The sequence below is a fragment of the Achromobacter sp. CSND-B12 genome (genome assembly GCF_052906545.1).
The window spans coordinates 535,488-560,784 of sequence record NZ_JBREGJ010000001.1 but is presented as its reverse complement, the minus strand read 5'-3'; the positions used below and the strand labels follow the sequence as shown (position 1 = coordinate 560,784).

Below are 25,297 nucleotides of genomic sequence, written 5' to 3'. Positions count from 1 at the left end.
ATCACAGCACCATGTCCACCAGCAGGTAGCCGTCCAGCAGGATGATGCCAACGGTGGCGACCACGGCCGCCCAGGCCCAGGCGCCGCGCAATACGTGGCGGCCCATCACCTGCCTGCGGCGGGCCAGCACCACCAGCGGACCCAGCGCGAAAGGCAGGGCCAGGCTCAGGATGACCTGGCTCAGCACCAGCAACTGGTCCGGGTCCTGGCCGCCGGTGAAGGCCAGCAGGGCGGCGGCCACGGCGCCGGCGATCAGCCGCGTGGCCAGCGCGCGGCGGCGGTCGGACCAGCCGCTGTTGATCTGGAAGCCTTGCGACAGCATGCGGCCGGCCAGCACGCCGGTGATGGTGGAGCTTTGGCCCGCCGCGTACAGCGCGATCGCGAACACGATGGCGGCGCCGATGCCGAAAGTCTGGCCGATCACGGCATGGGCGTCGTCCAGGCTGGAGACGATGATGCCGGAGCCGGACAGCGAGGCCGCGGCGACGATCATGATGGCCGAGTTGATCAGCATGGCCACGCCCAGCGACAGCACGGTGTCGTTGCGCGCCACGCGCATGGCCAGGTCGCGCGCGTCGGCCGGCAGCACGCGGGCGCGTTGCGCCAGCGAACCGGAGTGCAGGTAGAGGTTGTGCGGCATCAGGGTCGCGCCCAGGATGCCCAGCGCGATCAGGAAGCCCTGCGGATCGCGCAGTGCCTGCCCGGTGCGCGCCATGCCGTGGGCGACGTCGGTCCAGGCGGGATTGGCCTTGAACAGGAGGAACACGAACGAGGCCGCCACGATCGACAGCAGCACGGCGATGACGCGCTCGTGGCGGTCGGCGTTGCCGCGCGTCAGGGCCAGCACGGCGAAGGTGCCGACGCCGGTGACGGCCACGCCGCCCAGCAGCGGCAGGTTGAACAGCAGGCGCAGCGCGATGGCGCCGCCGATGAGTTCGGCCAGCGCGGTGGCCAGGATGGCGGCCTCGCCGGCCAGCCAGGCCGCCTTGGCGGTGCGCGGCGACAGGTGGCGGGCGGTGAGGGTGGCCAGGTCTTCGCCGGTGACCAGCGCCAGGCGCGAGACCAGCACCTGGAAGCCCAGCGCCAGGATCGCCGATGCGATCACCACCAGCAGCAGGCCGTAGCCGAAGCCGCTGCCGCCGGCGATGTCGGTGGCCCAGTTGCCCGGATCGATGTAGCCCACCGCCACCAGGATGCCGGAGCCGACCACGCGGCGCAGGTTGGCGGTGACCTGGGCGTCCTGGCCGTAGGCCGCATTGCCGCCTGAAATCGCGTAGATGAATCGGGTCATGGTGATTTCCTGAGAATGGTTCTCATTTTCCATTTCTCGGGCATGACCGTCAAATTGATTTTCAGCAAGCGCGGGATAGGGCGGGCCAATGGCGCCGCCCGTGCCGCGGGCCGGCCGCGGCCGTTCAGGCCTTGAGCTTGGCGTCCATGGTGATCTTGGCGTTGAGCACCTTGGAGACCGGGCAACCCTTTTCGGCCTTGCGCGCGGCGTCCTCGAAGGCCTGGGCGCTGGCGCCGGGAATCACTGCTTCCACGGTCAGGTGGACGGCGGTGATGGCAAAGCCCCCCTCGACCTTGTCGAGCGTGACCTCGGCCTTGGTGTCCAGGCTTTGCGCCGTCAGGCCGGCTTCGCCCAGGATGTTGGACAGCGCCATGGTGAAGCAGCCGGCGTGCGCGGCGCCGAGCAGTTCTTCGGGATTGGTGCCCGGGGTGTCGCCGAAGCGCGTATTGAAGCCGTAGGGCTGGTTCTTGAGCGCGCCGCTCTGCGTGGAAATCGTACCCTTGCCCGTTTTCAGATCGCCCGACCAGGCGGCGGTTGCGGTTTTCTTCATGCGTGACTCCTGTTGAGGGAACGCGCCCGCGACGGACGCGTCCGGTTGGGGGAGAGCGCGGTCCGCCTGGCGGCGGCGCGCGTTGCCGGAAGGGGCACGGACCATGATACGGCGCGCGCGCCGGGGCGTCGCCTGCCTGGCGCCCGCATCCGGCAAGCCGATGTAACCGCCGCTTGCGCCGCCTTGCCAGCGCCGCGTGGCGCCGTCACACTTCGCCCCTGGCTCAACCCGAACAGGCATTGGATACAGATGGTAGTGATCGACACCGAACAAACCCGCCGCGCATTGTCGTTCGACGCGGCGATCCCGGCCTTGCGCGAGGCGTTCCGCCAGGGCGCCCACGTGCCCCCGCGCCACGTCCACGCCATCGAGTCGGGCGGCGCGCACGGCACCACGCTGATCATGCCGGCCTGGAACGAGCAGGGGTATTTCGGCGTCAAGGTCATCAACATCTTTCCCGAGAACACGCGCCAGTCGCTGCCCGGCTTGCATGCCACCTACAACCTGTACAGCGCGCGCACCGGCGTGCCGCTGGCGCAGGTGGACGGCGACCTGGTGACGGTGTTCCGCACCGCCGGCGCGGCGGCGCTGGGCGCGTCCTACCTGGCGCGGGAGGATGCGCGGGTGCTGACCATCGTCGGCTCGGGACGCATTGCCGGGCTGGTGGCGCAGGCCATGCGCACGGTGCGGCCGATCGACAAGGTGTGGGTCTGGAACGTGCGTCCGGCCGGCGCCGAAGCGCTGGCGGCGGCGCTGCGCGAGCGGGGCTTCGACGCCAGCAGCACCGTCGACCTGGAACAGGCCGTGCGCCAGGCCGACATCGTCAGCTGCGCGACGTTGTCGACCGTGCCGCTGGTGCGCGGCGACTGGCTGCGCCCGGGCACGCACCTGGACCTGATCGGCAGCTTCAAGCCCGACATGATCGAGACCGACACCGCCTGCTTCGACGGCACCACGGTCTACGTGGACACGGACGAGGCGCCCACCAAGGCGGGCGACCTGCTGGCCGCGTTCGAGGCCGGCGTGCTGGCCCGCGACGAGATCCGCGGCAATCTCACCGACCTGGTGCTGGGACGCGCGCCCGGCCGCACGCAGGCGAGCGAAGTGACGGTGTTCAAGGCCGTCGGCAGCGCGCTGGAGGACCTGACGCTGGCCGCGCTGGTCTACGAGGCCTGCAGCGGTCAGGCAAAATAACGCCATCCGCTGTTTTTCCATCCTGCGAGCTGTCGTCATGTCCCGTTTCTTCCTTCGCTACGCCTGCGCTGTCGCGCTGGCGGTTCCCGCCCTGTCCGTCCAAGCCGAGATCGTGATCGGCGTGGATGTCTCCACCACCGGCCCGGCCGCGGCGATCGGCATCCAGACCAACAACGCCATCCGCCTGTGGCCCAGCACGCTGGGCGGCGAGCCGGCGCGCTACGTGGTGCTGGACGACGGCACGGACGTCAGCCGCGCGGTCAAGAACCTGCGCAAGCTGACCTCGGAAGACAAGGTCGACGCCATCGTCGGTCCCAACACCACCGCCGCGGCGCTGGCCGCGCTGGACGTGCTGGCCGAGACCCGCACGCCGATGATCGCCCTGGCGGCCTCCAGCGTGATCGTCGAGCCGCTGTCCGACCCCAAGCGCGCCTGGGCCTTCAAGATGCCGCAGAACGATTCGCTGATGGCGACCGTGCTGGTCGAGGACATGAAGAAAAAGGGCTTCAAGAATGTGGCCTTCATCGGCTTCGCCGATTCCTACGGCGACAGCTGGTGGAAGGAGTTCTCCGCGGCCGCCGGCAACGACGTCAAGGTCGTGGCGCAGGAACGCTTCCAGCGCACCGACGCGTCGGTGGTGGGCCAGGTGCTCAAGGTGATCGCCGCCAAGCCCGATGCCGTGCTGATCGCCGGCGCCGGCACGCCGTCGGCGCTGCCGCAGAAGACGCTGCTCGAACGGGGCTACACCGGCGCCATCTACCAGACCCACGGCATCGGCACGCTGGAATTCCTGCAGGTGGGCGGGCGCGATGTCGAAGGCACGCTGTTCCCCACGGGCCCGGGCGTGGTGGCGCGCGAGCTGCCCGACTCGAACCCGGTCAAGAAGGTGGCGGTGGACTTCGCCGACAAGTACGAGCGTCAGTATGGCGCCAACACCCTGACGCAGTTCGCCGGCGACGCCTACGGCGCCTGGATGCTGCTGGATTCGGCCGTGGCGCGCGCCCTCAAGACCGGCGCCAAGCCCGGCACCCCGGAGTTCCGCGCCGCGCTGCGCGACGCCCTGGAAAGCACCCGCGACCTGGTCGTGCCCAACGGCGTGCTCAATATTTCCAAGGACAACCACCAGGGCTTCGACGAACGGGCCCGCGTCATGGGCGTGGTGCGCAACGGCAAATTCTCGTATGCGGAGGCGGCCCCGGCACAGAAATAGGGGACGACATAGTCGTCTACCCTTCGTAACGAGTTTTCACCCGCCATAGGGTGGAGATAGGGAAAAGCAGGCTTCGGCCTGCTTTTTTTCGTCCATATCATTAGAGGTGAAATGATTTAATGTCGTATCATTTTTAGCGAAGCGATGTACCTAGAAATAAATCAGGGAGAAAAAACCATGATCGTCCAACGCACCCGCCGCGTCCTGCTGGCCCTGGGCCTGGGCCTGCTGGCAGCCTGCTCAGACTCCGGTTCGGACAAGCCCGTCCAGGGGGCCAGCGCGCCCGCCGCCGGCGCCAGCACGCTGGAAGCCGCCAAGGCGGCCGGCAAGATCCGTATCGGTTACGCCAACGAAGCGCCGTTCGCCTTCATGGACAGCAAGGAGGCCAAGGTCACCGGTGAATCGGTGGAAATCGCCCGGGTAGTGCTCAAGCGCATGGGCATCAACGAGGTCGAAGGCGTGCTGACCGAATTCGGCTCGCTGATCCCCGGCCTGCAGGCCAAGCGCTTCGACATCATCGCGGCCGGCATGTACGTCACGCCGGAGCGCTGCGGCCAGGTGGCGTTCTCGAACCCGACCTATGGCGTGGGCCAGGCGTTCCTGGTCAAGCAGGGCAACCCAAAGAACCTGCACAGCTACGAGGACGTGGTGAAGAACCCCGACGCCAAGCTGGGCGTGGTGGTCGGCGCCATCGAGGCCGAATACGCCGCCAAGGTCAAGGTGCCCGCCGGCCAGATCGTGGTGTTCCCGGATGCGGTCAGCGCGCTGTCCGGCGTGCAGGCCGGCCGCGCCGACGCCTACGCGGCCACGGCATTGACGGTCAACGACCTGATGGGCAAGACCGACGCCGGCAGCGGCCTGGAGAAGGCCGAGCCGTTCACCGATCCGGTGATCGACGGCAAGGGCGTGCGCGGCTACGGCGCCTATGCCTTCCGCACGGACGACAAGGCCTTTGCAGATGCCTTCAATGCCGAGCTGGCCAAGTTCATCGGCACCGAGGAACACAAGAAACTGGTGGCGCCGTTCGGCTTCACGCCCGAGGAACTGCCCAAGGACGTCACGGCCGCCAAGCTCTGCGCCGCGAACTAGGGGGCGCCGATGCAGCTCATATCCGAACATATCGCCGAGCTGGTGCCGCCACTGCTGGAAGGCCTGGCGGTGACGCTGGAGATCATGGCGGGCGCCGTGGTGCTGGCGGTGCCGCTGGCGCTGGTGGCCGGGGTGGGGCGCCTGTCGACCGTGCGCCCCGTGCGCTGGCTGGCGTCGATCTACGTCGAGGTGTTCCGCGGCACGTCGGCGCTGGTGCAACTGTTCTGGTTCTATTTCGTGCTGCCGCTGTTCGGCGTGCAACTGCCGGCCATGCTGGTGGGCATCGTGGTGCTGGCGCTCAATGCCGGCGCCTATGGCGCCGAGGTGGTGCGCGGCGCGATCCGCGCGGTGCCGCCGGGCCAGCGCGAGGCCGGCGTGGCCCTGAACCTGACGCGTGGCCAGATCATGCGCCGCATCGTGGTGCCGCAGGCCATTCCGGCCATGCTGCCGCCGGCCGGCAACCTGCTGATCGAACTGCTCAAGAACACCGCGCTGGTGTCGCTCATCACCATCACCGACCTGACCTTCCGCGGCCAACTGCTGCGCAGCGAAACCCTGCGCACCACCGAGATCTTCACGCTCATGCTGCTGCTGTATTTCGCGGTGGCGCTGCTCATCACCGCCGGCGTGCGCCTGCTTGAACGGAGGGTCCGCGTCCGATGAAACCGATATTCGACTGGTCCTTCGCGCTGGAGATCCTGCCCACGCTGGGTTCGGCGCTGGTCATCACCATCCAGGCCACGGTGCTGGGCATGCTGGTGGCCGTGACGCTCGGCCTGGCGCTGGCGCTGCTGCGGCGTTCGCGCCTGGCGCTGCTGTCCTTGCCCACGGCCTTCGTGATCGAGTTCGTGCGCAGCACGCCGCTGCTGGTGCAGATGTATTTCCTGTTCTACGTGCTGCCCCTGACCGGGGTGCAGATGTCGCCCCTGGCGACCGGCATCGTGGCGCTCGGGCTGCACTACGCCACCTATTGCGCCGAGGTCTACCGCGCCGGCATCGAGGCGGTGCCGCGCGGCCAACTGGAAGCGGCGCGGGCGCTGAACATGTCGCCGTGGCGCACGGCCGTGGGCGTGGTGCTGCCGCAGGCGATCCCGCCGGTGGTGCCGGCGCTGGGCAACTACCTGGTGGCCATGTTCAAGGACACGCCGCTGCTGTCGGCGATCACGGTGGTCGAGCTGCTGCAGCAGAGCAAGATGATCGGCTCCACCACCTTCCGCTACACCGAGCCCCTGACGCTGGTCGGCGTGCTGTTCCTGGCGTTGAGCCTGATCGCGGCCTGGGGTGTGCGCGGCCTGGAGGCCCGCCTGCAACGATATGGAGGAAAGCGATGAGTTCCAGCATCACCATCAAGAACCTGCACAAGCGCTATGGCGAGCTGGAGGTACTCAAGGGCATCAACCTGGAGATTCCGGCGGGCCAGACGGTGGCCGTGATCGGGCCGTCCGGCTCCGGCAAGTCGACCCTGCTGCGCGTGTTGATGACGCTGGACCAGCCCAGCAGCGGCGAGATCGAGATCGATGGCGAGCCGATGTGGACCGACGCCCAGGGCCGCCCGGCCGGCCCCAATTCCGAGCACCTGCGCAAGGTGCGCGGCAAGATCGGCATGGTGTTCCAGCACTTCAACCTGTTCCCGCACATGACGGCGCTGGGCAACGCCATGGAGGCGCCGGTGCACGTGCTGGGGCTGTCGCGCGACCAGGCCCGCGAGCGCGCGGTGGAATACCTGGAGATGGTGGGGCTGGGCGACAAGCTCGACGTCTACCCGGCGCAGTTGTCGGGCGGCCAGAAGCAGCGCGTCGGCATCGCCCGCGCGCTGGCGATGTGCCCGGAGATCATGCTGTTCGACGAGGTCACCTCGGCGCTCGACCCGGAGCTGGTGGGCGGCATCCTGCAGATCCTGCGCGACCTGTCGGCGCGCAAGAGCATGACCATGATCATCGTCACGCACCAGATGAAGTTCGCCGAACGCAGTTCGGACCGCACGCTGTTCTTCGACGAAGGCAACATCGTCGAGGACGCCGAATCGCAGACGCTGTTCAGTGCGCCCAAGGAAGCGCGCACGCGCCAGTTCCTGGACAGCGTGATCGAGGGGCAATAAGCCGCGGTAATAAAGGTAAAGGGCGGGCCTCGTCCCGCCTTAAATCCACACGCGGGCGTCGGGATTGGCCGCGCGGGCGGATGCCGGCGCTATGCTGTGCATCCGCGTCCATCGCCCGGAGCCTTACGAATGAGTCATCTTTTCAGTCCCACGTCAGTCGGCAATGTCGAACTGGCCAACCGCATCGTCATCGCGCCCATGTGCGAGTACTCGGCCGACGAGGGCCGCGCCACCGATTGGCACATGATCCACCTGGGCCACCTGGCGCTGTCGGGCGCGGCGCTGCTGTTCACCGAAGCCACCGCGGTCGAGGCCGACGGCCGCATCTCCCCGGGTGACCTGGGCCTCTGGTCCGACGAGACCGAGGCCGCGCTGGGCCGCGTGGTGCAGGCGGTGCGCCGTTATTCGCCCATCAAGCTCGGCATCCAGCTTGGTCACGCCGGCCGCAAGGCGTCGAGCCATGCGCCCTGGGAGGGCGGCCAACTGGTGCCGCCGGAGCAGGGCGGCTGGCAGGGCTGGGCGCCGTCGGCGCTGCCGCACAAGGCGTCCGAGCCGGCGCCGCGCGCGCTCGACGCGGCCGGCCTGGCGCGGGTGCGCGACGCCTTCGTCGACAGCGCTCGCCGCGCCATCCGCCTGGGTTTCGACGCCATCGAGCTGCATGCGGCCCATGGCTATCTGCTGCACCAGTTCCTGTCGCCGCTAGCCAATCAGCGCGACGACAACTACGGCGGCTCGCTGGAAAACCGCATGCGCTTCCCGCTGGAAGTATTCCGCGCGGTGCGCGAGGTGACGCCTTCGTCGGTGGCGTTGGGCGTGCGGGTATCGGCCACGGATTGGGTCGAGGGCGGCTGGGATCCGGCGCAGACCGAGGCGTTCGCGCTGCGGCTCAAGGAATTGGGCTGTGAGTTCATCGACGTCTCCAGCGGCGGCGTTTCGCCATTGCAGAAGATCCCGGTGGCGCCGAACTACCAGGTGCCGTTCGCCGACGCCATCAAGCGCGCGGTCGGCCTGCCCACCATCACGGTGGGCCTGATCACCGAGGCGCAGCAGGCCGAGGACATCCTGGCGCAAGGGCAGGCCGACATGGTGGCGCTGGCCCGCGGCATGCTGTACGACCCGCGCTGGCCCTGGCATGCCGCCGCGCAACTGGGCGGGCAGGTCGCCGCGCCGCGCCAGTACTGGCGGTCGCAGCCGCGCGAGCTGAAGGAACTGTTCGGCGAGACGCGCTTCGGCCAGCGCTAGCGCGCGACCGTCGTCCAAGCAAAAAACGCCGCGTGATGCGGCGTTTTTCATGGGAGGACCGTGCGCGCCTAGAGGCGCGAATAGGCCGCTTCCAGTTCGCGGTGCAGGACGTCAGCGAAGTCGGCGCGGGCGGCGTCGTGCTGCGCCAGCAGGCGCGCCAGCACCACGTTGTCTTCCTCGCCGTTCCAGATCTTGATGTAGGTGCCTTCCTTGTAGCCATGTTGCTGGCGGAAGATGTTCAGCACGTTCTTGGAAACGTACTGGGTATAGGCATCGTTCCAGCTCATTTCGCAGGCGGTCATGCTCTGCTCGAGCAGCTTGAAGCTGGCGCGGCCGCACACCGCCAGGCCGCCGATCAGTTCGAGCAGTTCGGGCACGTTCAGGCTGGCCAGCGCGTAGCTCTTGCCGTCCAGCGTGATCGAGGCGGGGCCGGCCAGGTCGGCCACCAGCGCGGCGGCGGCGGCGTTGACATCGCCCTTGGCCTGCACGATGGTGTGCGACAGGTAGAAATGCAGGATGTCGACCAGTTCCATCTGCACCTGGGGCAGGTCGATGGTCTGCTTCTTCCACCACTTCCAGCCGTAGTGTTCCAGGGCCTCGGCCGATTCGACGAAGGCGGCGCGCAGGAAGCTGGCGCCGCCGTTGATCCAGTCCGGATTGATCATGCTGTTCAGGTCGCCTTGCAGCTTCAGCATCGTGGCCGCCTGGGCCTGGTTCAATCCGACAACGTTATTCACTTTCACTCCGGGTATTCATGGGGTCTATGCGAGGGCGGCGGAAATGTTAGCACCATTGCCGCCGAGGCCGGGCCGCTTCAGCCGTCCTTGCGGTACGACGAGGTCTTGAGCGGCGGCAGCTTTTCCAGCGGTCGCTTGCGCGGGTCGCGCGCGCCGCTGGCCGCCTTGAACAGCATCAGCGCGAAAAAGCCCAGGAACACCGCCGGCATGAAGTCGTCCAGGTCGAAGCGCGGCGCGTGCAGCGCCTTGAAGGCGACGTTGACGGCGGCCCAGCCGGCCACGGCGCCGGCGATGGTCAGGAAGATGCCCTGCTTGCGCTGGCGCGCGCGCTTGGCCAGCGAGACCGCTTCGGCTTCGGTCTGGCCCGGGGCGACGGTGGGCGGCACGCTGTCGGCGCGGTGCGATTGCGGCGGCGCCGTCTTGCCCCAGGCCAGGTCATTCAGGGATCCCGGGCTCGGGGCGGGCGCCGGCGTGGGCGTGGCGACCGGCGCGGTCGCTTGGCGCCTGGTCTCGGCCTTGCTCGGCACCCGTCCGGGCGTGGCGCCGCCCGCGCGCGACAGGTTTTCGATGTAGCGCGCGAAGTCGCCGTTCTTCGGCTCCATGTCGATGGCCATGCTGTTCTCCGCTAATTGCCGCGACGGATGCGCGCCGGCTGCCGGCGTTTGCGCATCATCGCGACCAGGAGTCCGCATCCTAGCAGCACCGAGAGTCCCGCGCCGATCATCATGGCGATCTGTTGCGCGTTTTCGGCCGCGCCCAGGCTGCGCGCGGTGATGTAGCCGGGCGCCAGCATCAGCGGCATCCACAGGATCGCCGACAGCACGTTGGCCATCTGGAAGCGGCCGTGGGCCATCCCCATGACGCCGGCCACCGTGGGGATGGTCGAGCGGATCGGTCCCAGGAAGCGGCCGACCAGCACCGAGGCGAAGCCATAGCGGTAGAAGAACAGGCGCGCCCGTGCCACGGCGGTACGCTGCTGCTTGAGCGGCCAGCGCCGCAGCACGTTGGGGCCGGCCCAGCGCCCCAGCCCGTAGGACAGCGCATCGCCGACGATGGCGCCGGCGATGCCCCATGCCATGATGCTCCACGGATCCAGCGTGCCGGCGCCGATCAGGCCGCCGGTCAGCAGCATCAGCGCGGTGGCGGGAATGAACAGGCCCAGCAGCACCATCGATTCTCCCAGCGTCAGCAGGAAGGTGATGGGGCCGGCCCAGGCCTGGTTGGTCTCGATCAGCACGCCGATCTTGTCGATGTATTGGTCCATGAGGCGGAAGTTGAAAATTAGCTGAACGCAATCGGGTATCTTAACGCCTGCATTGTGGACGCCGCGTGAAAGCGGCGTGCCACAGAAGGCTATCGTCGGAGTTCTATGGATTCGGTTACACAAGCCGTGCTGGGCGCGGGCATACAGGGGGCGCTGCTGGGGCGCGTGCAGGGGCGGCGGGCGCTCATCTACGGCGCGGCGCTGGCCACCGTGCCGGACCTGGACGTACTGATGCGCTACCCGGATCCGGTCTCGCTGATGACCTACCACCGGGGCTTCTCGCATTCGATCTTCGTGTTGACCGGCCTGGCGGCGCTGCTGACATGGTTGATACGCAAGTACTGGCCGCAGGCCCAATACAGCGCGGGGCGGCTGTTCCTGACCCTGTGGCTGGTATTGGTGACGCATCCGCTGCTGGATGCTTTCACCGTCTATGGCACGCAGCTGTTCTGGCCATTGCCATCGATCCCGGAAAGCTGGTCGGCCATCTTCATCATCGACCCCGTCTATACCGTGCCATTGCTGTTGGGGGCGGTGTACGCGGTGATCGTCGGCATGACCCGCAACGCCCGCCGCTTCCTGGCCGGGGCGCTGATCTTCAGCACCGCCTACCTCGGGTTCGGGCTCGCCGGCCGCATCGCCGCCGAACACCGGGTGCGCGATGCGATGCAGGCGCAGGGCATCGCCATTACCGAGCTGCGGGCCATTCCCATGCCGCTCAATACCTTGCTGTGGCGCGTCGTCGCCAAGACGCCCGACGGCCATTACTACGAGGCCGTCAGCAGCTGGTTCGACCGCGAGCCGCCGGAATGGCTGCGCCTGCCGCTCAACCCGGAACTGGGACAGGCGCTGGCCGATATGCCGCTGCTGCAGCGCCTGCGCTGGTTCACCGATGATTGGCTGCGCTATGACGCCGTGGGCGATGCGCTGGTGGTGACCGACCTGCGCATGGGCGTGGCCGGGCACTACAACTTCCGCTTCAAGATGGCCGAGCGGCAGGCCGGCGGCGGCTGGCGGCCGGTGACCCCGTCCAGCTGGCCGGGCGACCGTGGCGGCTGGGCGGAGTTCAAACTGGTGCTGGGACGCATCCTGCACGCGCAACCACCGCTGCCGCTGGCGCAATGGGCCGAGACCGCGACGCGCTAGAGCGCGCCGATCGGCGCCATCAGGAAGGCCCGCCCGACGTGGCGGGCTTTTTTTCGTCTGGTCGGCATGGGGCTTGATGAGAGGCCGCGCTTCGCGGACGGTGCTACCGCCAACCCGAGGGACCGCCCGTATTGACCGGAAATCCGCCGTTGCATTATTCTTGTTCCCTATTAAGGAACAATAGTTCCGGTTTTTGGAACAACAATGAGTATTCTCGATGGAGTCCAGCGGGTACTGGCGCTTTACGCGCAGGGCGAGGCGGAACTGAGCTTCACCGACGTGGCGCAGCGCCTGGCCATGCCCAAGAGCACGGCCTCGCGCCTGTTGAACCAGATGCAGCACTACGGCCTTCTGGACCAGGACGCGGCCACGCGCCGCTATCGCGCCGGCGCCTTGCTGTCGCAGGCGGTGCGCGCCGGGCAGGCCGCGACGCCGCTGGACGAGGCCTGCCGCAAGGTGCTGGCGCGCCTGTCCGACGACAGTGGCCTGACCGCCTACCTGTCCACCCTGAACCAGCGCGAAACCGTGGTGCTGCAACGCCTGAACGGCTCGCATCCGGTGCAGGTGCTGTCGCCGCCGGGTTCGCGCCGCGCCGCCTCGGACACGGCCATGGGACGCGCGCTGCTGTCGCGCCTGACCCAGGACGAGTTCGACGCGCTGTACGGCACCGATCCAGCCCGCCCCCTGCCGATGGAGGGCAAGGATTGCCCGGCCACCGTGGGCGAACTGGCGCAGCGCGTGGCGCAGATCCGCGCCGACCATTACGGCGTCGCCATCGACCAGGCCATGCCTGGCATCGGCGCCGTGGCGGCGGCGGTGCGCGATCCCTCCAGCGGCGAACTGCGCGGCCTGTGCCTGTCCTTCGTGTCGTTCCAGGTCGACGCCGCCCGCGTGGCGGCGCTGCGCGAGTCGCTGACGCGGCAGGTCGCGGCGCTGGGCCGCGAATTGAACGATCCCTATTGGCTGGCCTGACGCGCCGGCGCGAACCCGATTGACCGTATTGCCCTATCCAGCCGCGCGTGCGCGACACCCCGACTTTCCCGATTCCACGGAACTCCACTCATGAACCTTCTGCTTCTCAGCAATTCCAGCAGTGACGCTGGCTACCTGGTGCACGCGTTGCCCGACATCCGCGAACTGATCGCCGCGCTGCCGGCCGGCGCGCCGGCGGTGTTCGTGCCGTACGCGGGCGTCACCCGCAACTGGGACGACTACACCACCTTGGTCACCACGGCGCTGGCCGACACCGGCCTGGACATCCAGCCGCTGCATCGCGCCGCCGATCCCGTGGCCGCGCTGGAGAATGCCGCCGTCATCATCGTGGGCGGCGGCAACACCTTCAACCTACTCGGCCAATTGCGCCGCCAGGGCCTGCTGAGCGTGGTGGCGCGCCGCGTGCGCGAAGGCGCCGCCTACCTAGGCTGGAGCGCCGGTTCCAACCTGGCGTGCCCGAGCATCTGCACCACCAACGACATGCCGATCACCGACCCCGAAGGCTTCGATGCGCTCGGCCTGCTGTCCTTCCAGATCAACCCGCACTACACCAATGCCCATCCTCCCGGCCATCGCGGCGAAACGCGCGCGCAGCGCCTGGCCGAGTTCTGCACGCTGAACCCGACCATGCCGGTGCTGGGCCTGCCCGAAGGCGCCGGGCTGCGCGTGCGCGGGGCCGCCGTCACGCTTGTCGGCCCGCACGATGCGCCGCTGTTCATCGGCGCCGCCGAGCCGCGCGTGTTCACGCCCGGCCCGCTGGAGATCCCGGCATGAAGCAGGTCATCGACACCATCGAACTGCTGTCTTCGGCCCACATCACGGGTGAGGCGGTGGCACAGGCGCTGCGCGCGGCCGGCGACTGCGAGGTCGAGGTCACGCCGCTGGAGCGCGACGGCGCGGCCACCGAGTTCCTCTCCATCGTCATCCCGGGCGCCGACCCCGCCGCGCCGCAATTGGGCATCGTCGGCCGCCTGGGCGGCATCGGCGCGCGTCCGGCCGTCACCGGCCTGGTGTCCGACAGCGACGGCGCCGTGGTCGCCATCGCTGCCGCACTCAAGATCATGGCCATGGCGCGCCAGGGCGACGTGCTGCCCGGCACCGTGCGCATCCGCACCCACATCTGCCCGCGCGCCGGCACCCGTCCGCACCATCCCGTGCCGATGATGCGTTCGCCGTTCCCGATGCGCGAAATGATGTCGCACGAAGTCGACCCGCGCATGGACGCGATCCTGTCCGTCGACACCACCCGCGGCAACCGCCTGGTGAACCGGCGCGGCGTGGCGCTGACGCCGGTGGCCAAACAGGGCTATCTGCTGCGCATTCCCGAGACCATGCTGGACGTGATGGGCTGGGTCAGCGGCGAGCTGCCCCTGACGCTGCCGCTGACCACGCAGGACATCACGCCCTACGAAAACGGCCTGTGGCATGTCAATTCGCTGATGCAGCCGGCCATCGTCACCGGCGCGCCGGTGGTCGGCGTGGCGCTGACCGCGCAGACCACCGTGCCGGGTTGCGCCACCGGCGTGACCAACGCGGTCGACGCCGACGTGGCGATGCGCTTTTGCATCGAGATCGCCAAGCTCTTCGGGCAGGGCGCCATGACCTTCTTCGACGCCGCCGAATGGGACGCGCTGCAAGGCCGCTATGGCTCGATGGCGCACCTGCAGACCACCGGCCGCGAACCGGGCGCCGCGCAATGAGCGCGCGTCGCCCGCGCCGCGTGGCGTTCTTCACCATCGGCCAGTCGCCGCGCAGCGACGTGGTGCCGGAAATGGCGCCGCTGCTGGGCGAACACGTGCGCATCGACGAGTTCGGCGCGCTCGACGGCCTGGATGCCGCGGCGCTGGCCGCGCTGGCGCCGCGCCCGGGCGAGTATCGCTTCGCCACGCGCATGCGCGACGGCGCCCAGGTCGAACTGGACGCCGCCGCCGCCGAGGCGCGGCTGGCAGAGGTGATGCGCGAGGCCGACGCCGCCGGCTACGACGCGCTGGTGCCGCTGTGCACCGGCACCGCGATCGCGCCGATGCGCACGCTGGTGGTCGAGCCGCAGCAGGTCGTCGACCACCTGGTCGCCGGTTTGGCGCAGCACTGCCGCAAGGTCGGCCTGGTGGTGCCGCTGCAAGCCCAGGTCGACGCCTTCCACATGGCCGTGCCGCTGGAGTGCGCGACCACGGTGGTGCATGCCTCGCCCTACGAGGCCGACGCGGGACGCGCGGCGGCCAGTTTCAAGCAGGCCGGCCAGGACCTGGCCGACTGTGATTTTGTCGTCATGCATTGCATGGGTTACGCCGAGCGCATGCGGCAGGCGGTGGCACAGGCGTCGGGTCGCCCGGTGCTGTTGTCCAACCGCCTGGTCGCGCAGGCGCTCGCGCAAATATTGGAATAAGGGAATCGACTTCATGTTCAGCCGTACTTTGCAACGCGCCGTGGGCGCACTGTTCGCCGCCAGCACCCTGGCGGCGGCGCCGGCCCTGGCCGCCGACGCCTGGAAACCGACCAAGCCGGTGCGCCTGCTGGTGGGTTTTGCGCCCGGCGGTTCGGCCGACACGCTGGCGCGTCTGCTGGCCGAGCCGCTGTCGCAGCGCCTGGGCCAGACCGTGGTGGTGGAAAACCTGGCGGGCGCCGGCGGCAACATCATGGCCTTCCGCCTGTCGCAATCGCAGCCTGACGGCTACACCATCGGCATCGCCGCGGCCGGTTCCATGGCCATCACCCATGTGCTCAACGCCAAGGGCACCAGCTACAAGCCGACCGACTTCACGCCCATCACGCTGGCGGCAGTGCAGCCCAACGTGGTCATCGTCAACAAGGACGTGCCGGCCAACAACCTGGCCGAACTGAAGGACTACTTCCAGAAGACGCCGACCGCCACCTACGGCACCGCCGGCGTGGGCATCTCCAATCACCTGATCGCCGAAACCATGCTGTACAAGCTGGGCGTGAAGGTGCCGCACGCGGCCTACCGAGGCGCGGCGCCGGTCATCACCGACCTGCTGGGCGGCCACATCGCGATGACGATGGACAACATCTCCACCGCCGCGCCGCTGGCACTGCAGGGCAAGGTCAAGGCCATCGGCGTGGCCTCGCTCAAGCGCTCGGCGCAGTTGCCCAACGTGCCCACGCTCGACGAGCAGGGCCTGAAGGGCTTCGATATGCCCACCTGGCAGGGCGTGTTCGCCCCGGCCGGCCTGCCGGCGGACGTGCTGGCTGCCTATTACGCGGCGCTGCAGGACGTGCTCAAGCAGCCCGCCGTGAAGGAAAAGATGGCCGGCCTGGGTTCGGAACCCGTCACCGGCATGACGCCCGAGCAGTTCGGCCAGTTCCTGGAGAACGACCGCAAGCAGTGGGCCGACATCGTGCGCGCCGCCAACATCAGCCTGGAGCAATAAGCAGGCTGTCGCGTCCGCCGTTGCCGGCAGGCGCGGCGCGCGCCGCAAACAAAAACGCCAGACTCGCGTCTGGCGTTTTTTTTTGGCGGTTCGCGGATGGGCGGGATCAGGCCGGCAGCCGCGCCGCGATCTCGGCGATCAGGCGGCGCGCGGCGTCCAATTTGTCAGCCGCCGGCAGCGGGTGCGCGCCCTGCGCGTCGAACAGCACCAGTTCGGTGGTGTCCGCGTCCATCACCTTGTGCGCCAGGTTGCCCACCAGCAGCGGGATGCCCTTGCGCTGGCGTTTGGCCTCGGCGTGCTCGGCCAGTTTTTCGGTCTCTGCCGCAAAACCCACGCACCACGGCCCGTCCTTCAGTTTGGCCACCTCGGCCAGGATGTCCGGGTTGGGCTCGAACTCCATCTGCGGCGCGCCGCCGCCTTCGCTGGTCTTCTTCAGCTTCTGGTTGCTGACGTTCTTGACGCGCCAGTCGGCCACGGCGGCCACGGCGATGAAGATGTCGGCGTCGGCGGCGCTGGCCATCACGGCGTCGTGCATCTGGCGCGCCGTCATCACCGACAAGGCGGTGACGCCGCGCGGCACCGGCAGGGCGGTGGCGCCGGTGATCAGCGTGACGCGGGCGCCGGCTTCGCGCGCGGCGCGGGCCAGGGCGTAGCCGGTCTTGCCCGACGAGCGGTTGCTCAGCACGCGCACCGGATCGACCGGCTCGGAGGTGGGGCCGGCGGTCAGCAGCACGTGACGGCCGGCCAGCAGCTTGGGCTGGAAGAAGGCGATCAGGTCGGCCAGGATCTCGTGGGCTTCGAGCATGCGGCCGTCGCCGGTCTCGCCACAGGCCTGTTCGCCGGCGGCCGGGCCCAGGATGCTGATGCCGTCGGCGCGCAGTTGCGCCACGTTGCGCTGGGTGGCCGGGTTGGCCCACATCTCGCGGTTCATGGCGGGCGCCACCAGCAGCGGGCAGGCGCGCGCCACGCACAGCGTCGACAGCAGGTCGTCGGCCATGCCGTGGGCCAGCTTGGCCATGAAGTCGGTGCTGGCCGGCGCGATCAGCACGGCGTCGGCGCCGCGCGTCAGGTCGATGTGCGCCATGTTGTTGGGCACCCGCGGGTCCCACGCATCCACGAACACCGGGCGGCCGGACAGGGCCTGCATGGTCACGGGCGTGATGAAGTGCGTGGCGGCTTCGGTCATCACCACGTCGACGATGGCGCCTTGTTCGGTCATGCGCCGCACCAGCTCGGCGATTTTGTAGCAGGCGATGCCGCCGGTCAGGCCGAGGACGATGCGTTTGCGGGCGAGGTCGAGCATGGGCGTCGGACGGCGTTTGGATACCGTCGAATCAGGGAACGGACAGTGATTTTATTCCGCATTGCCGCATCGCGCCGTTCGCCATGCATGCAGGGGGGCTCAAATAGACAAAAACCCGGCCGAGGGCCGGGTTTCGAAGGGGCGGGGAGGGCGCGTCAGGCGCGCGGCTTGCGGGCCCGCAGCAGCTCGTCCAGCACCAGCAGCACGGCGCCGCAGCTGATGCCCACGTCCGCCAGGTTGAAGGCCGGAAAATACCAGTCGCGCCAGTAGAACAGCAGGAAGTCCACCACGTGGCCATACACCACGCGGTCGATCACGTTGCCGATGGCGCCGCCCAGGATCATCGCCAGCGCCAGGCAGAAGCGCGGCTGGCCGCGGGTGCGGCGCAGGATCACGGTGATGACCACGGCGGCAACGATGCCCAGGCCGGTGAACAGCCAGCGCTGCCAGCCTTCCTCGGACGCCAGGAAGCTGAACGCCGCGCCGCGGTTGTACAGCAGCGTGAAGTCGAAGAACGGCAGCAGGTTCAGGCGCTCGCCATACTGGTACGAGGTGTTGAAGTACACCTTGGTCAGCTGGTCCAGCACGATGATGGCCAGCGCGATGCCCAGCCAGCGGCCCACCCTTGCGGGGGGCGCGCCGGCGGACGCCGCGGTGGCCGTGCCTTGAGGGCCGGCCATGCTCAGGCCTTGTCGCGGGCTTCGCCCGAGCCGAACAGGTTGGACACGCAGCGGCCGCAGATCTCGGGGTGGTCCGGGTCCTGGCCGACGTCCAGGCGCCAGTGCCAGCAGCGCTCGCACTTCTTGTGCTTGGAGGGCGTCACCTCGATGCGCGTCTCGCCTTCGCCGGCGTGCACGGTGGCGCGCGAGACGATCAGCACGAAGCGCAGGTCGTCGCCCAGGCTGGCCAGCAGTTGCTGGTCTTCGCCGCTGGCGTACAGGTCGACCTCGGCCTGCAGCGACGAACCGATGTCGCCGGCCGTGCGCACTTCTTCCAGCTTGCGCTGGACCTCGGCGCGGATGGCGCGCAGGCGCGCCCACTTGGCCGACAGGGCCTCGGCGTCCGCGAACGGCGGCAGCGCGTGGTAGACCTCGGTGAAGATGGTGACGCGGGCCGCGTCGGCCTGGTGCTTCATGGCCGAGCCGACCAGTTCCTTCCAGGCCTCTTCGGCCGTGAACGACAGGATCGGCGCCATCAGCTTGAGCAGCGTCTGGGTGATGTCCAGCAGCGCGGTCTGGGCCGAGCGGCGGGCCGCGCTGTCCACCTTCGAGGTGTACAGGCGGTCTTTCAGGATATCCAGGTAGAACGCGCCCAGGTCTTCCGAGCAGAACGTCTGCAGGCGCGAGACCGCCGGGTGGAAGTCATAGCGCTCGTAGTGGCCCTGCACCTCGGCCTGCATCTGCGCGGTCATGGCCAGCGCATAGCGGTCGATCTCGAACAGCTCGCCGTAGGGCACGGACTGCGACACGGCGTCGAAGTCGGCCAGGTTGGCCAGCAGGAAGCGCAGCGTGTTGCGGATGCGGCGGTAGCCCTCGACCACGCGCTTGAGGATCTCGTCGGAGATCGACAATTCGCCCGAATAGTCGGTGGAGGCGACCCACAGGCGCAGGATCTCGGCGCCCAGCGAATCGGACACCTTCTGCGGCGCGATCACGTTGCCGACCGACTTGCTCATCTTGCGGCCCTGGCCGTCCACCACGAAGCCGTGCGTGAGCAGCGCCTTGTAGGGCGGCTGGCCATACAGCATGCAGCCGGTCAGCAGCGACGAATGGAACCAGCCGCGGTGCTGGTCGGAGCCTTCCAGGTAGAGGTCGGCGGGCCAGCCCAGTTCGGCGCCGTGCGAGCCGGCGAAATCGCCGTCCTTGCCGCCCAGCACGGTGGCGTGGGTGCTGCCCGAGTCGAACCACACGTCCAGCGTGTCGCGGTTCTTTTCGTATTGATCGGCTTCGTCGCCCAGCAGCTCGCGCGGGTCCAGCGTCTGCCAGGCCTCGATGCCGCCTTGCTCGACGCGTTGCGCGACCTGTTCCAGCAGCTCGGAAGTGCGCGGGTGCAGCGCGCCGGTTTCCCTGTGCACGAAGAAAGCCATCGGCGTGCCCCACTGGCGCTGGCGCGACAGGGTCCAGTCCGGACGGTTGGCGATCATGGCGTGCAGGCGGGCGCGGCCCCAGGCCGGGTAGAAGGCGGTGGCGTCGATGCCGGCCAGCGCCGATTCGCGCAGGGTCGGGCCGCCGTCCTTGGGCTTGATGTCCATGCCGGCGAACCATTGGCTGGTGGCGCGGTAGATGATGGGCGTCTTGTGGCGCCAGCAGTGCATGTAGCTGTGCTTGTGCTTTTCCACGTGCATCAGCGCGCCGGCTTCCTGCAGGGCCTCGACGATCTTGGGGTTGGCGTCCCAGATCGACAGGCCGCCGAACAGCGCCAGGCTGTCGACGTACTTGCCGTCGCCCATGACGGGGCTGATGAAGTCGGTGTCCTTCATGCCGTGCTCCTTGCACGAGATGAAGTCCTCGATACCGTAGGCGGGGGCCGAGTGCACCACGCCGGTGCCGGAGTCGGCCGTGACGTAGTCGCCCAGGTAGACCGGGGCCTTGCGGTCGTAGGCGGCTTCGAACTGCGCCAGCGGATGCCGGAATTCGATGCCCGACAGCGCCGCGCCGGGGGCGGTGGCGATGACTTCGCCTTCCAGGTTCCAGGCCTTCAGGCAGGCTTCGACGCGTTCGCGCGCGACCAGCAGCAGCGGGCCGAACTTGGGCGCGGGCGACACGCGCACCAGCGCGTATTCGATTTCGGGGTGCAGGTTCAGCGCCTGGTTGGACGGGATGGTCCAGGGCGTGGTGGTCCAGATGACGATGGCGCCATCGTCGACCTTGTCCAGGCCGAAGGCCTTGGCCAGCTTGCCGTGCTCGGCGAACGGGAAGGCCACGTCCACCGCCGGATCGACGCGGTCGGCGTATTCGACCTCGGCCTCGGCCAGCGCGGAACCACAGTCGAAACACCAGTTCACGGGCTTGAGGCCGCGGAACACGTAGCCCTTGTCCAGGATGCGGCCCAGGGCGCGGATCTCGTCGGCTTCATTGCTGAAGTTCATCGTCATGTAGGGACGATCCCACTCGCCCAGCACGCCCAGGCGCTTGAAGTCCTTGCGCTGGCGGTCGATCTGCTCGAGCGCGTAGGCGCGCGCCTTGGACTGCACCTCGGCCACGGGCAGGTGCTTGCCGTACTTCTTTTCGATCTGGATCTCGATCGGCATGCCGTGGCAATCCCAGCCCGGCACGTAGTGCGCGTCGTAGCCGGCCATGTTGCGGCTCTTGACGATGATGTCCTTCAGGATCTTGTTGACCGCGTGGCCGATGTGGATGTCACCGTTGGCGTAGGGCGGGCCGTCGTGCAGCACGAAGCGCGGACGGCCGCGGCTGGCGGCGCGGATGGCCTGGTAGACGTGGTTTTCCTCCCACTGCGCAATCCAGGCGGGCTCGCGCTTGGCGAGGTCGCCCCGCATGGGGAAGGGGGTATCGGGCAGGTTGAGGGTCTTTTTATAGTCCATGAACGGCAAAATAGGCGCGCGCGTTTCGCGCGTCTTCGGCGATGGCGGCAGTCAGGGAAGGGAGATCAGGAAATTTTTCTTCGTCCCGCAGCTTTTGCAGGAATTCGACACGCACGAGTTTACCGTATGCGTTGACGGTCTCGTCGAGCAGGTGCGCTTCCAGCAGCACGCGGCCGCGGTCCTCGACCGTCGGGCGCACGCCCAGGCTGGCCACCGCGGGCAGGGCGCGTTCGGCCAGGCCGTAGACCTGCACCACGTAGATGCCGGAACGGGCCGCGCAGCGTTCGGCCACCCGCAGGTTCATGGTTGGAAAGCCCAGGGTGCGGCCCAGTTTCTGGCCGTGGATCACGTGGCCGCTGATATGGAAGGGGTGGCCCAGCAGGTGGCGGGCGCGGTCCAGGTCGCCCACGGCCAGGGCGGTGCGCACCTCGGAACTGGAAATGCGGTGGCCGTGGCGGTCGGTGACGTCGGCCAGGGTCTGCACCTCGAAGCCATGGCGCAGGCCGGCTTCGCGCAGCAGGTCGATGTCGCCGCTGCGCTTGTGGCCGAAGCGGAAGTCCTCGCCCACCAGCAGCCACTTGGTATCCATCCCCCGCACCAGCAGGTTCTCGATGAAGGCGTTGGCCGACATTTCGGCCAGGCGGGCGTTGAAGCGCTCGACCACGACCTGGGAAATGCCGTAGCGCGCCAGCGCCGCCAGCTTGTCGCGCAAGCCGGAAATGCGGGTCGGCGCCAGTTCGGGGCGCTGGTTGAGCGTGGCGAAGTACTCGCGCGGGTGCGGCTCGAAGGTCATCACGGCGGGCGTCAGGCCCCGGTCGCGCGCGACCTGGCAGACGCGCGCCAGCATGGCCTGGTGTCCTCGGTGGACGCCGTCGAAATTGCCGATGGTCAGCGCGCTGGGAGCGCGCTGGGCGGGCGGCGGAAGGGATCGGTGGATGCGCAGCGGTGGTTTCACGAGCGAGAGTTTACAATTTTGGATTACGGGATTGTTCGTCATCCCCAATTTGGATCGCTCATCTTGCCGGAAACCTCTACACCACCGCGTCGCATCGTCATCCTGATCTCGGGACGAGGCAGCAACATGCAGGCGCTGGTCCAGGCCTGTCGCCAACAGGGCTGGCCCGCCACGATCGCCGCCGTGATCGCCAGCCGCCCGGACGCCGCAGGCCTGGAATGGGCCGCTGCGCAGGGCATCGCCACCGCGGCCCTCTACCACAAGGACTACGCCAGCCGCGAGGCCTTCGACGCCGCGCTGGCCGCTGAAATCGACCTGCACGCGCCGGATTACGTCATTCTGGCCGGCTTCATGCGGGTGCTGACCCCGGGCTTCGTCAACCGCTACAGCGGCCGGCTCGTCAACATCCATCCGTCGCTGCTGCCGGCGTTTCCGGGGCTGCACACCCACGCGCAGGCGCTGGCCACCGGCGTGCGCGTGCATGGCTGCACCGTGCATTTCGTGACGCCGGTGCTGGACCACGGCCCCATCATCGCCCAGGGCTGCGTGCCGATCCTGGCCGGCGATACGCCGGAAAGGCTGGCCGAGCGCGTGCTGGAAGTCGAACACCAGGCTTTTCCGGCCGCCGTGCGCTGGCTGGCCGAAGGCCGGGTTACCCTGACGAATGACCACCGGGTGGACGTGCAGGGCGATCCCGACCGCCTGTTCACCTGGTCCGCGGCGGCCTGAGCCGACGCCCGCCGCGCAGCCGGGCCGCCGACGGCCCTGAATCGCATTTATCGGGCGGCATGTGTCCGCCCCACTGGAATACACCATGAGCAAACCCCAATCTCCGCGTTCCCGCCCGGCAGCCGCCGGAGAGCGTGACGGCCGGTCCTTCTTCTCGCGCCCCAAGGGCGAGGCCCGCGCCGCCCAGGAGCGGGCGCCGCGCCCCGAGCGCGCCGCCGGTGGCCGGGAAGGCCGCGAAGGCCGTTCGGACGAGCGCCGCGACAGCCGTCCGACCCCGCGTCCGTCCTATGACGCGCCGCGTGGCGAAGGCCGCGGCGAACGCGGTTCCTTCGGCGGCGACCGGCGCGAAGGCGCGGGCCGCCCGACGCCGCGCCCTTCCTATGACGCGCCGCGTGGCGAGCGTGGCGCGTACGGCTCGGACCGCCGCGAAGGCCAAGGCCGTGGCGGTGAACGGGGTTCCTTTGGCTCGGACCGCCGTGAAGGCCAGGGCCGCCCGGATTCACGTCCCTCCTATGGCTCCCCGCGTGGCGAAGGCCGTGGCGGCGAGCGCGGTTCCTTCGGTTCGGACCGTCGCGAAGGCCAGGGCCGCCCGGATTCACGTCCCTCCTATGGCTCCCCGCGTGGCGAAGGCCGTGGCGGCGAGCGCGGTTCCTTCGGTTCGGACCGTCGCGAAGGCCAGGGTCGCCCGGATTCGCGCCCGTCCTACGGCGCTCCGCGTGGCGAAGGCCGTGGCGGCGAGCGTGGTTCCTTCGGTTCGGACCGCCGTGAAGGCTTCGGCCGTCCGGATTCGCGTCCCTCCTATGGCTCCCCGCGTGGCGAAGGCCGTGGCGGTGAGTATGGTTCCTTCGGTTCGGACCGCCGTGAAGGCCAGGGCCGTCCGGATTCGCGCCCGTCCTACGGCGCTCCGCGTGGCGAAGGCCGTGGCGGCGAGCGCGGTTCCTTCGGTTCGGACCGCCGCGAAGGCCAGGGCCAGCGTGACGCCGCCCCGCAGAAGCCGCAATTCAACCGCCCGCGCCTGTCGTATGCCGCCAGCCGCATCGACCAGGTGCAGCGCGTGCTGGGCGAGATCCTGCAATGGACCTACCCGGCCGACGCGGCCCTGTCGCACTGGCTGCGTGGCCATCCCGGCCTGGGCGCGCGTGACCGCTCGGAAGTGGCCGAAGCCGTCTACGACGTGCTGCGCCACCTGCGCCGCTATCGCCAGTTCGGCGAAAGCGGCGTCGGGCCGGCTTCGCGCCGCCTGGCCATCCTGGGCCTGGCCGCCACCCTGGGCAAGGAAACGCTGCAGGAAGGCCTGGACCCGGCCGAAGCCGAATGGCTCCAGCGCGTCCTGCAGATCGACCTGGCGACGCTGCCGCGCGCCGTCCGTGGCAGCATCCCCGACTGGCTCGACGAGCGCCTGGGCGCCATGGACAGCCCCGAAACCCTGATCGAGGCGCTCAACCGCCAGGCCAGCCTGGACCTGCGCGTCAATCCGCTCAAGGTCGAGCGCGACACCATGCTCGCCGAACTGCAACAGAGCGCCGGCCGCTACGAACCCGTGGCCATGCCGTACTCGCCCTGGGGCATCCGCATGGAAGGCCGCCCGGCCATCAACCGCTGGCCGCAGTTCGAGAACGGCAGCATCGAAGTACAGGACGAGGGCAGCCAGTTGCTGGCCCTGCTGGTGGCCCCGCGCCGCGGCGAAATGATCATCGACTTCTGCGCCGGCGCGGGCGGCAAGACCTTGCTGCTGGGCGCGCTGATGCGGTCCACCGGCAGGCTCTACGCCTTCGACGTCTCGGCCGCCCGCCTGGCGCGCGCCAAGCCGCGCTTTGCCCGCAGCGGCCTGTCCAACGTGGTGCCGGTGGCGATCGACAGCGAAAACGATGCCCGCGTCAAGCGCCTGGCCGGCAAGGCCCAGCGCGTGCTGGTCGACGCGCCGTGCAGCGGCATCGGCACGCTGCGCCGCAATCCCGACCTGAAATGGCGCCAGCACCCCGAAGCGCTGGCCGAGCTTGGCCAACTGCAGGAACGCATCCTCAACAGCGCCGCGCGCTGCGTCGCGCCCGGCGGGCGGCTGGTCTATGCCACCTGCAGCCTGCTGGCCGAGGAAAACGAAGTGCAGGCCGAACGCTTCCTGGCCAGCCATCCGGACTTCGAGCGCCTGGACGCCGCCGAGATCCTGGCGGGCCGTTGCGACAACCTGAAGCTCGAAGGGCCGTACGTCCAGCTGCGTCCGGACGTCCACGGCACCGACGGCTTCTTCGCCGCCGTTTTCGAGCGCCGCAAGAAGAACGCCGCCGCGGGCGAGGACGCGACGCAGGCCGCCATCGAGGCCGATGCCGAGGCGCTGCCGGAAGAAGGGGCCGAAGCGGCGGTTGCGGATGCGGATGAGACTGTCCCCGCAAGCGCTGCCGCCGACCAGGACAAGCCTTCGGCTTGAATCCGCTGCCGGTCAGGCCAACGGCGGGTCCATCGATGGGCCCGCCGGCGGCGGCACGGCCGCCTTCCCGGCGGATGACTTGCGGAAGCGGCGCGGTAGCCGCGCACGGCGGCCGTGCGGGGAGGCGCTGAAAGAGCA

At 68.9% G+C, this 25,297-nt stretch carries 24 protein-coding genes; 15 read left to right on the top strand and 9 right to left on the bottom strand.

What is annotated here, in order from left to right; translation table 11 throughout:
- Position 1 precedes the first annotated feature (1 nt).
- Both ACUTAG_RS02525 and ACUTAG_RS02520 read right to left on the bottom strand, forming a co-directional pair.
- A complete protein-coding gene (locus tag ACUTAG_RS02525; protein ID WP_446649970.1) occupies positions 2–1,291 on the bottom strand; it encodes an Nramp family divalent metal transporter in 1,290 nt (429 codons plus the stop codon).
- A 124-nt stretch (positions 1,292–1,415) separates the two neighbouring features.
- The gene (locus ACUTAG_RS02520) at positions 1,416–1,841 is read right to left on the bottom strand and encodes an OsmC family protein (protein ID WP_006383967.1); all 426 of its coding nucleotides are present in this window, start codon (positions 1,839–1,841) and stop codon (positions 1,416–1,418) included.
- A gap of 249 nt (positions 1,842–2,090) precedes the next feature.
- Between ACUTAG_RS02520 and ACUTAG_RS02515 the strand changes: the two genes are divergently transcribed.
- The 7 genes from ACUTAG_RS02515 to ACUTAG_RS02485 all read left to right on the top strand — a co-directional run bounded on the left by ACUTAG_RS02515 (position 2,091) and on the right by ACUTAG_RS02485 (position 8,674).
- Positions 2,091–3,035 carry an ornithine cyclodeaminase family protein gene (locus ACUTAG_RS02515; RefSeq protein ID WP_076469123.1) on the top strand — a complete coding sequence of 315 codons (945 nt, stop codon included), beginning with the start codon at positions 2,091–2,093 and terminating at the stop codon, positions 3,033–3,035.
- Positions 3,036–3,072: 37 nt separating this feature from the next.
- Positions 3,073–4,245: an ABC transporter substrate-binding protein gene (locus tag ACUTAG_RS02510; protein WP_006383965.1), complete on the top strand. Its 1,173-nt coding sequence runs from the start codon at positions 3,073–3,075 to the stop codon at positions 4,243–4,245.
- A 177-nt stretch (positions 4,246–4,422) separates the two neighbouring features.
- A complete protein-coding gene (gene ehuB / locus ACUTAG_RS02505; protein WP_047991190.1) occupies positions 4,423–5,334 on the top strand; it encodes an ectoine/hydroxyectoine ABC transporter substrate-binding protein EhuB in 912 nt (303 codons plus the stop codon).
- Positions 5,335–5,343: 9 nt separating this feature from the next.
- Positions 5,344–5,997, top strand: a complete 654-nt coding sequence (ehuC, locus tag ACUTAG_RS02500; RefSeq protein ID WP_006383963.1) for an ectoine/hydroxyectoine ABC transporter permease subunit EhuC — start codon at positions 5,344–5,346, stop codon at positions 5,995–5,997.
- On the top strand, positions 5,994–6,665 hold the full coding sequence (gene ehuD, locus ACUTAG_RS02495; protein WP_006383962.1) for an ectoine/hydroxyectoine ABC transporter permease subunit EhuD: 672 nt from the start codon (positions 5,994–5,996) through the stop codon (positions 6,663–6,665). The genes ehuC and ehuD overlap by 4 nt, the downstream gene beginning before the upstream one ends.
- Complete coding sequence (gene ehuA, locus ACUTAG_RS02490) at positions 6,662–7,432, top strand: ectoine/hydroxyectoine ABC transporter ATP-binding protein EhuA (RefSeq protein WP_020928422.1); 771 nt, start codon at positions 6,662–6,664, stop codon at positions 7,430–7,432. Before ehuD ends, ehuA begins: the two co-directional genes overlap by 4 nt.
- Positions 7,433–7,561: 129 nt before the next feature.
- Positions 7,562–8,674: an NADH:flavin oxidoreductase/NADH oxidase gene (locus tag ACUTAG_RS02485; protein WP_020928421.1), complete on the top strand. Its 1,113-nt coding sequence runs from the start codon at positions 7,562–7,564 to the stop codon at positions 8,672–8,674.
- Between the two features lie 68 nt (positions 8,675–8,742).
- Here ACUTAG_RS02485 and ACUTAG_RS02480 read toward each other — a convergent pair whose 3' ends face one another.
- The 3 genes from ACUTAG_RS02480 to ACUTAG_RS02470 all read right to left on the bottom strand — a co-directional run bounded on the left by ACUTAG_RS02480 (position 8,743) and on the right by ACUTAG_RS02470 (position 10,675).
- A complete protein-coding gene (locus ACUTAG_RS02480) occupies positions 8,743–9,393 on the bottom strand; it encodes a dUTPase (protein ID WP_026384480.1) in 651 nt (216 codons plus the stop codon).
- A 95-nt stretch (positions 9,394–9,488) separates the two neighbouring features.
- Positions 9,489–10,025 carry a hypothetical protein gene (locus ACUTAG_RS02475; protein WP_054485228.1) on the bottom strand — a complete coding sequence of 179 codons (537 nt, stop codon included), beginning with the start codon at positions 10,023–10,025 and terminating at the stop codon, positions 9,489–9,491.
- Positions 10,026–10,036: 11 nt separating this feature from the next.
- On the bottom strand, positions 10,037–10,675 hold the full coding sequence (locus tag ACUTAG_RS02470) for a DedA family protein (protein WP_006383956.1): 639 nt from the start codon (positions 10,673–10,675) through the stop codon (positions 10,037–10,039).
- Between the two features lie 105 nt (positions 10,676–10,780).
- On the opposite strand from ACUTAG_RS02470, the gene ACUTAG_RS02465 reads away from it, so the two are divergent.
- The 6 genes from ACUTAG_RS02465 to ACUTAG_RS02440 all read left to right on the top strand — a co-directional run bounded on the left by ACUTAG_RS02465 (position 10,781) and on the right by ACUTAG_RS02440 (position 16,203).
- The gene (locus ACUTAG_RS02465; protein ID WP_446649969.1) at positions 10,781–11,821 is read left to right on the top strand and encodes a metal-dependent hydrolase; all 1,041 of its coding nucleotides are present in this window, start codon (positions 10,781–10,783) and stop codon (positions 11,819–11,821) included.
- Between the two features lie 204 nt (positions 11,822–12,025).
- Positions 12,026–12,793, top strand: coding sequence for an IclR family transcriptional regulator (locus tag ACUTAG_RS02460; RefSeq protein WP_006383954.1), 768 nt, complete (start codon positions 12,026–12,028; stop codon positions 12,791–12,793).
- 90 nt (positions 12,794–12,883) lie between these two features.
- On the top strand, positions 12,884–13,588 hold the full coding sequence (pepE, locus tag ACUTAG_RS02455) for a dipeptidase PepE (protein ID WP_446649968.1): 705 nt from the start codon (positions 12,884–12,886) through the stop codon (positions 13,586–13,588).
- Complete coding sequence (locus tag ACUTAG_RS02450; RefSeq protein ID WP_047991187.1) at positions 13,585–14,514, top strand: DUF1177 domain-containing protein; 930 nt, start codon at positions 13,585–13,587, stop codon at positions 14,512–14,514. The genes pepE and ACUTAG_RS02450 overlap by 4 nt, the downstream gene beginning before the upstream one ends.
- Positions 14,511–15,200: an AroM family protein gene (locus ACUTAG_RS02445; RefSeq protein WP_024069515.1), complete on the top strand. Its 690-nt coding sequence runs from the start codon at positions 14,511–14,513 to the stop codon at positions 15,198–15,200. Before ACUTAG_RS02450 ends, ACUTAG_RS02445 begins: the two co-directional genes overlap by 4 nt.
- Positions 15,201–15,213: 13 nt before the next feature.
- Complete coding sequence (locus ACUTAG_RS02440) at positions 15,214–16,203, top strand: Bug family tripartite tricarboxylate transporter substrate binding protein (protein ID WP_006383950.1); 990 nt, start codon at positions 15,214–15,216, stop codon at positions 16,201–16,203.
- Positions 16,204–16,309: 106 nt separating this feature from the next.
- On the opposite strand, the gene coaBC is transcribed toward ACUTAG_RS02440, so the two are convergent.
- From coaBC to ACUTAG_RS02420, 4 genes are all read right to left on the bottom strand, one after another.
- Complete coding sequence (coaBC, locus tag ACUTAG_RS02435) at positions 16,310–17,506, bottom strand: bifunctional phosphopantothenoylcysteine decarboxylase/phosphopantothenate--cysteine ligase CoaBC (protein WP_006383949.1); 1,197 nt, start codon at positions 17,504–17,506, stop codon at positions 16,310–16,312.
- A 155-nt stretch (positions 17,507–17,661) separates the two neighbouring features.
- A complete protein-coding gene (lspA, locus tag ACUTAG_RS02430; RefSeq protein ID WP_006383948.1) occupies positions 17,662–18,186 on the bottom strand; it encodes a signal peptidase II in 525 nt (174 codons plus the stop codon).
- Positions 18,187–18,188: 2 nt separating this feature from the next.
- Positions 18,189–21,050 (bottom strand): isoleucine--tRNA ligase, encoded by a 2,862-nt coding sequence (gene ileS / locus ACUTAG_RS02425; RefSeq protein WP_446649967.1) that lies wholly within the window; start codon positions 21,048–21,050, stop codon positions 18,189–18,191.
- Positions 21,040–22,005 (bottom strand): bifunctional riboflavin kinase/FAD synthetase, encoded by a 966-nt coding sequence (locus ACUTAG_RS02420; RefSeq protein WP_026384487.1) that lies wholly within the window; start codon positions 22,003–22,005, stop codon positions 21,040–21,042. The genes ileS and ACUTAG_RS02420 overlap by 11 nt, the downstream gene beginning before the upstream one ends.
- Before the next feature lie 63 nt (positions 22,006–22,068).
- Between ACUTAG_RS02420 and purN the strand changes: the two genes are divergently transcribed.
- Both purN and ACUTAG_RS02410 read left to right on the top strand, forming a co-directional pair.
- On the top strand, positions 22,069–22,734 hold the full coding sequence (purN, locus tag ACUTAG_RS02415) for a phosphoribosylglycinamide formyltransferase (protein WP_006383945.1): 666 nt from the start codon (positions 22,069–22,071) through the stop codon (positions 22,732–22,734).
- Between the two features lie 1,054 nt (positions 22,735–23,788).
- Positions 23,789–25,159: an RsmB/NOP family class I SAM-dependent RNA methyltransferase gene (locus ACUTAG_RS02410; protein WP_446650453.1), complete on the top strand. Its 1,371-nt coding sequence runs from the start codon at positions 23,789–23,791 to the stop codon at positions 25,157–25,159.
- Positions 25,160–25,297 lie beyond the last annotated feature (138 nt).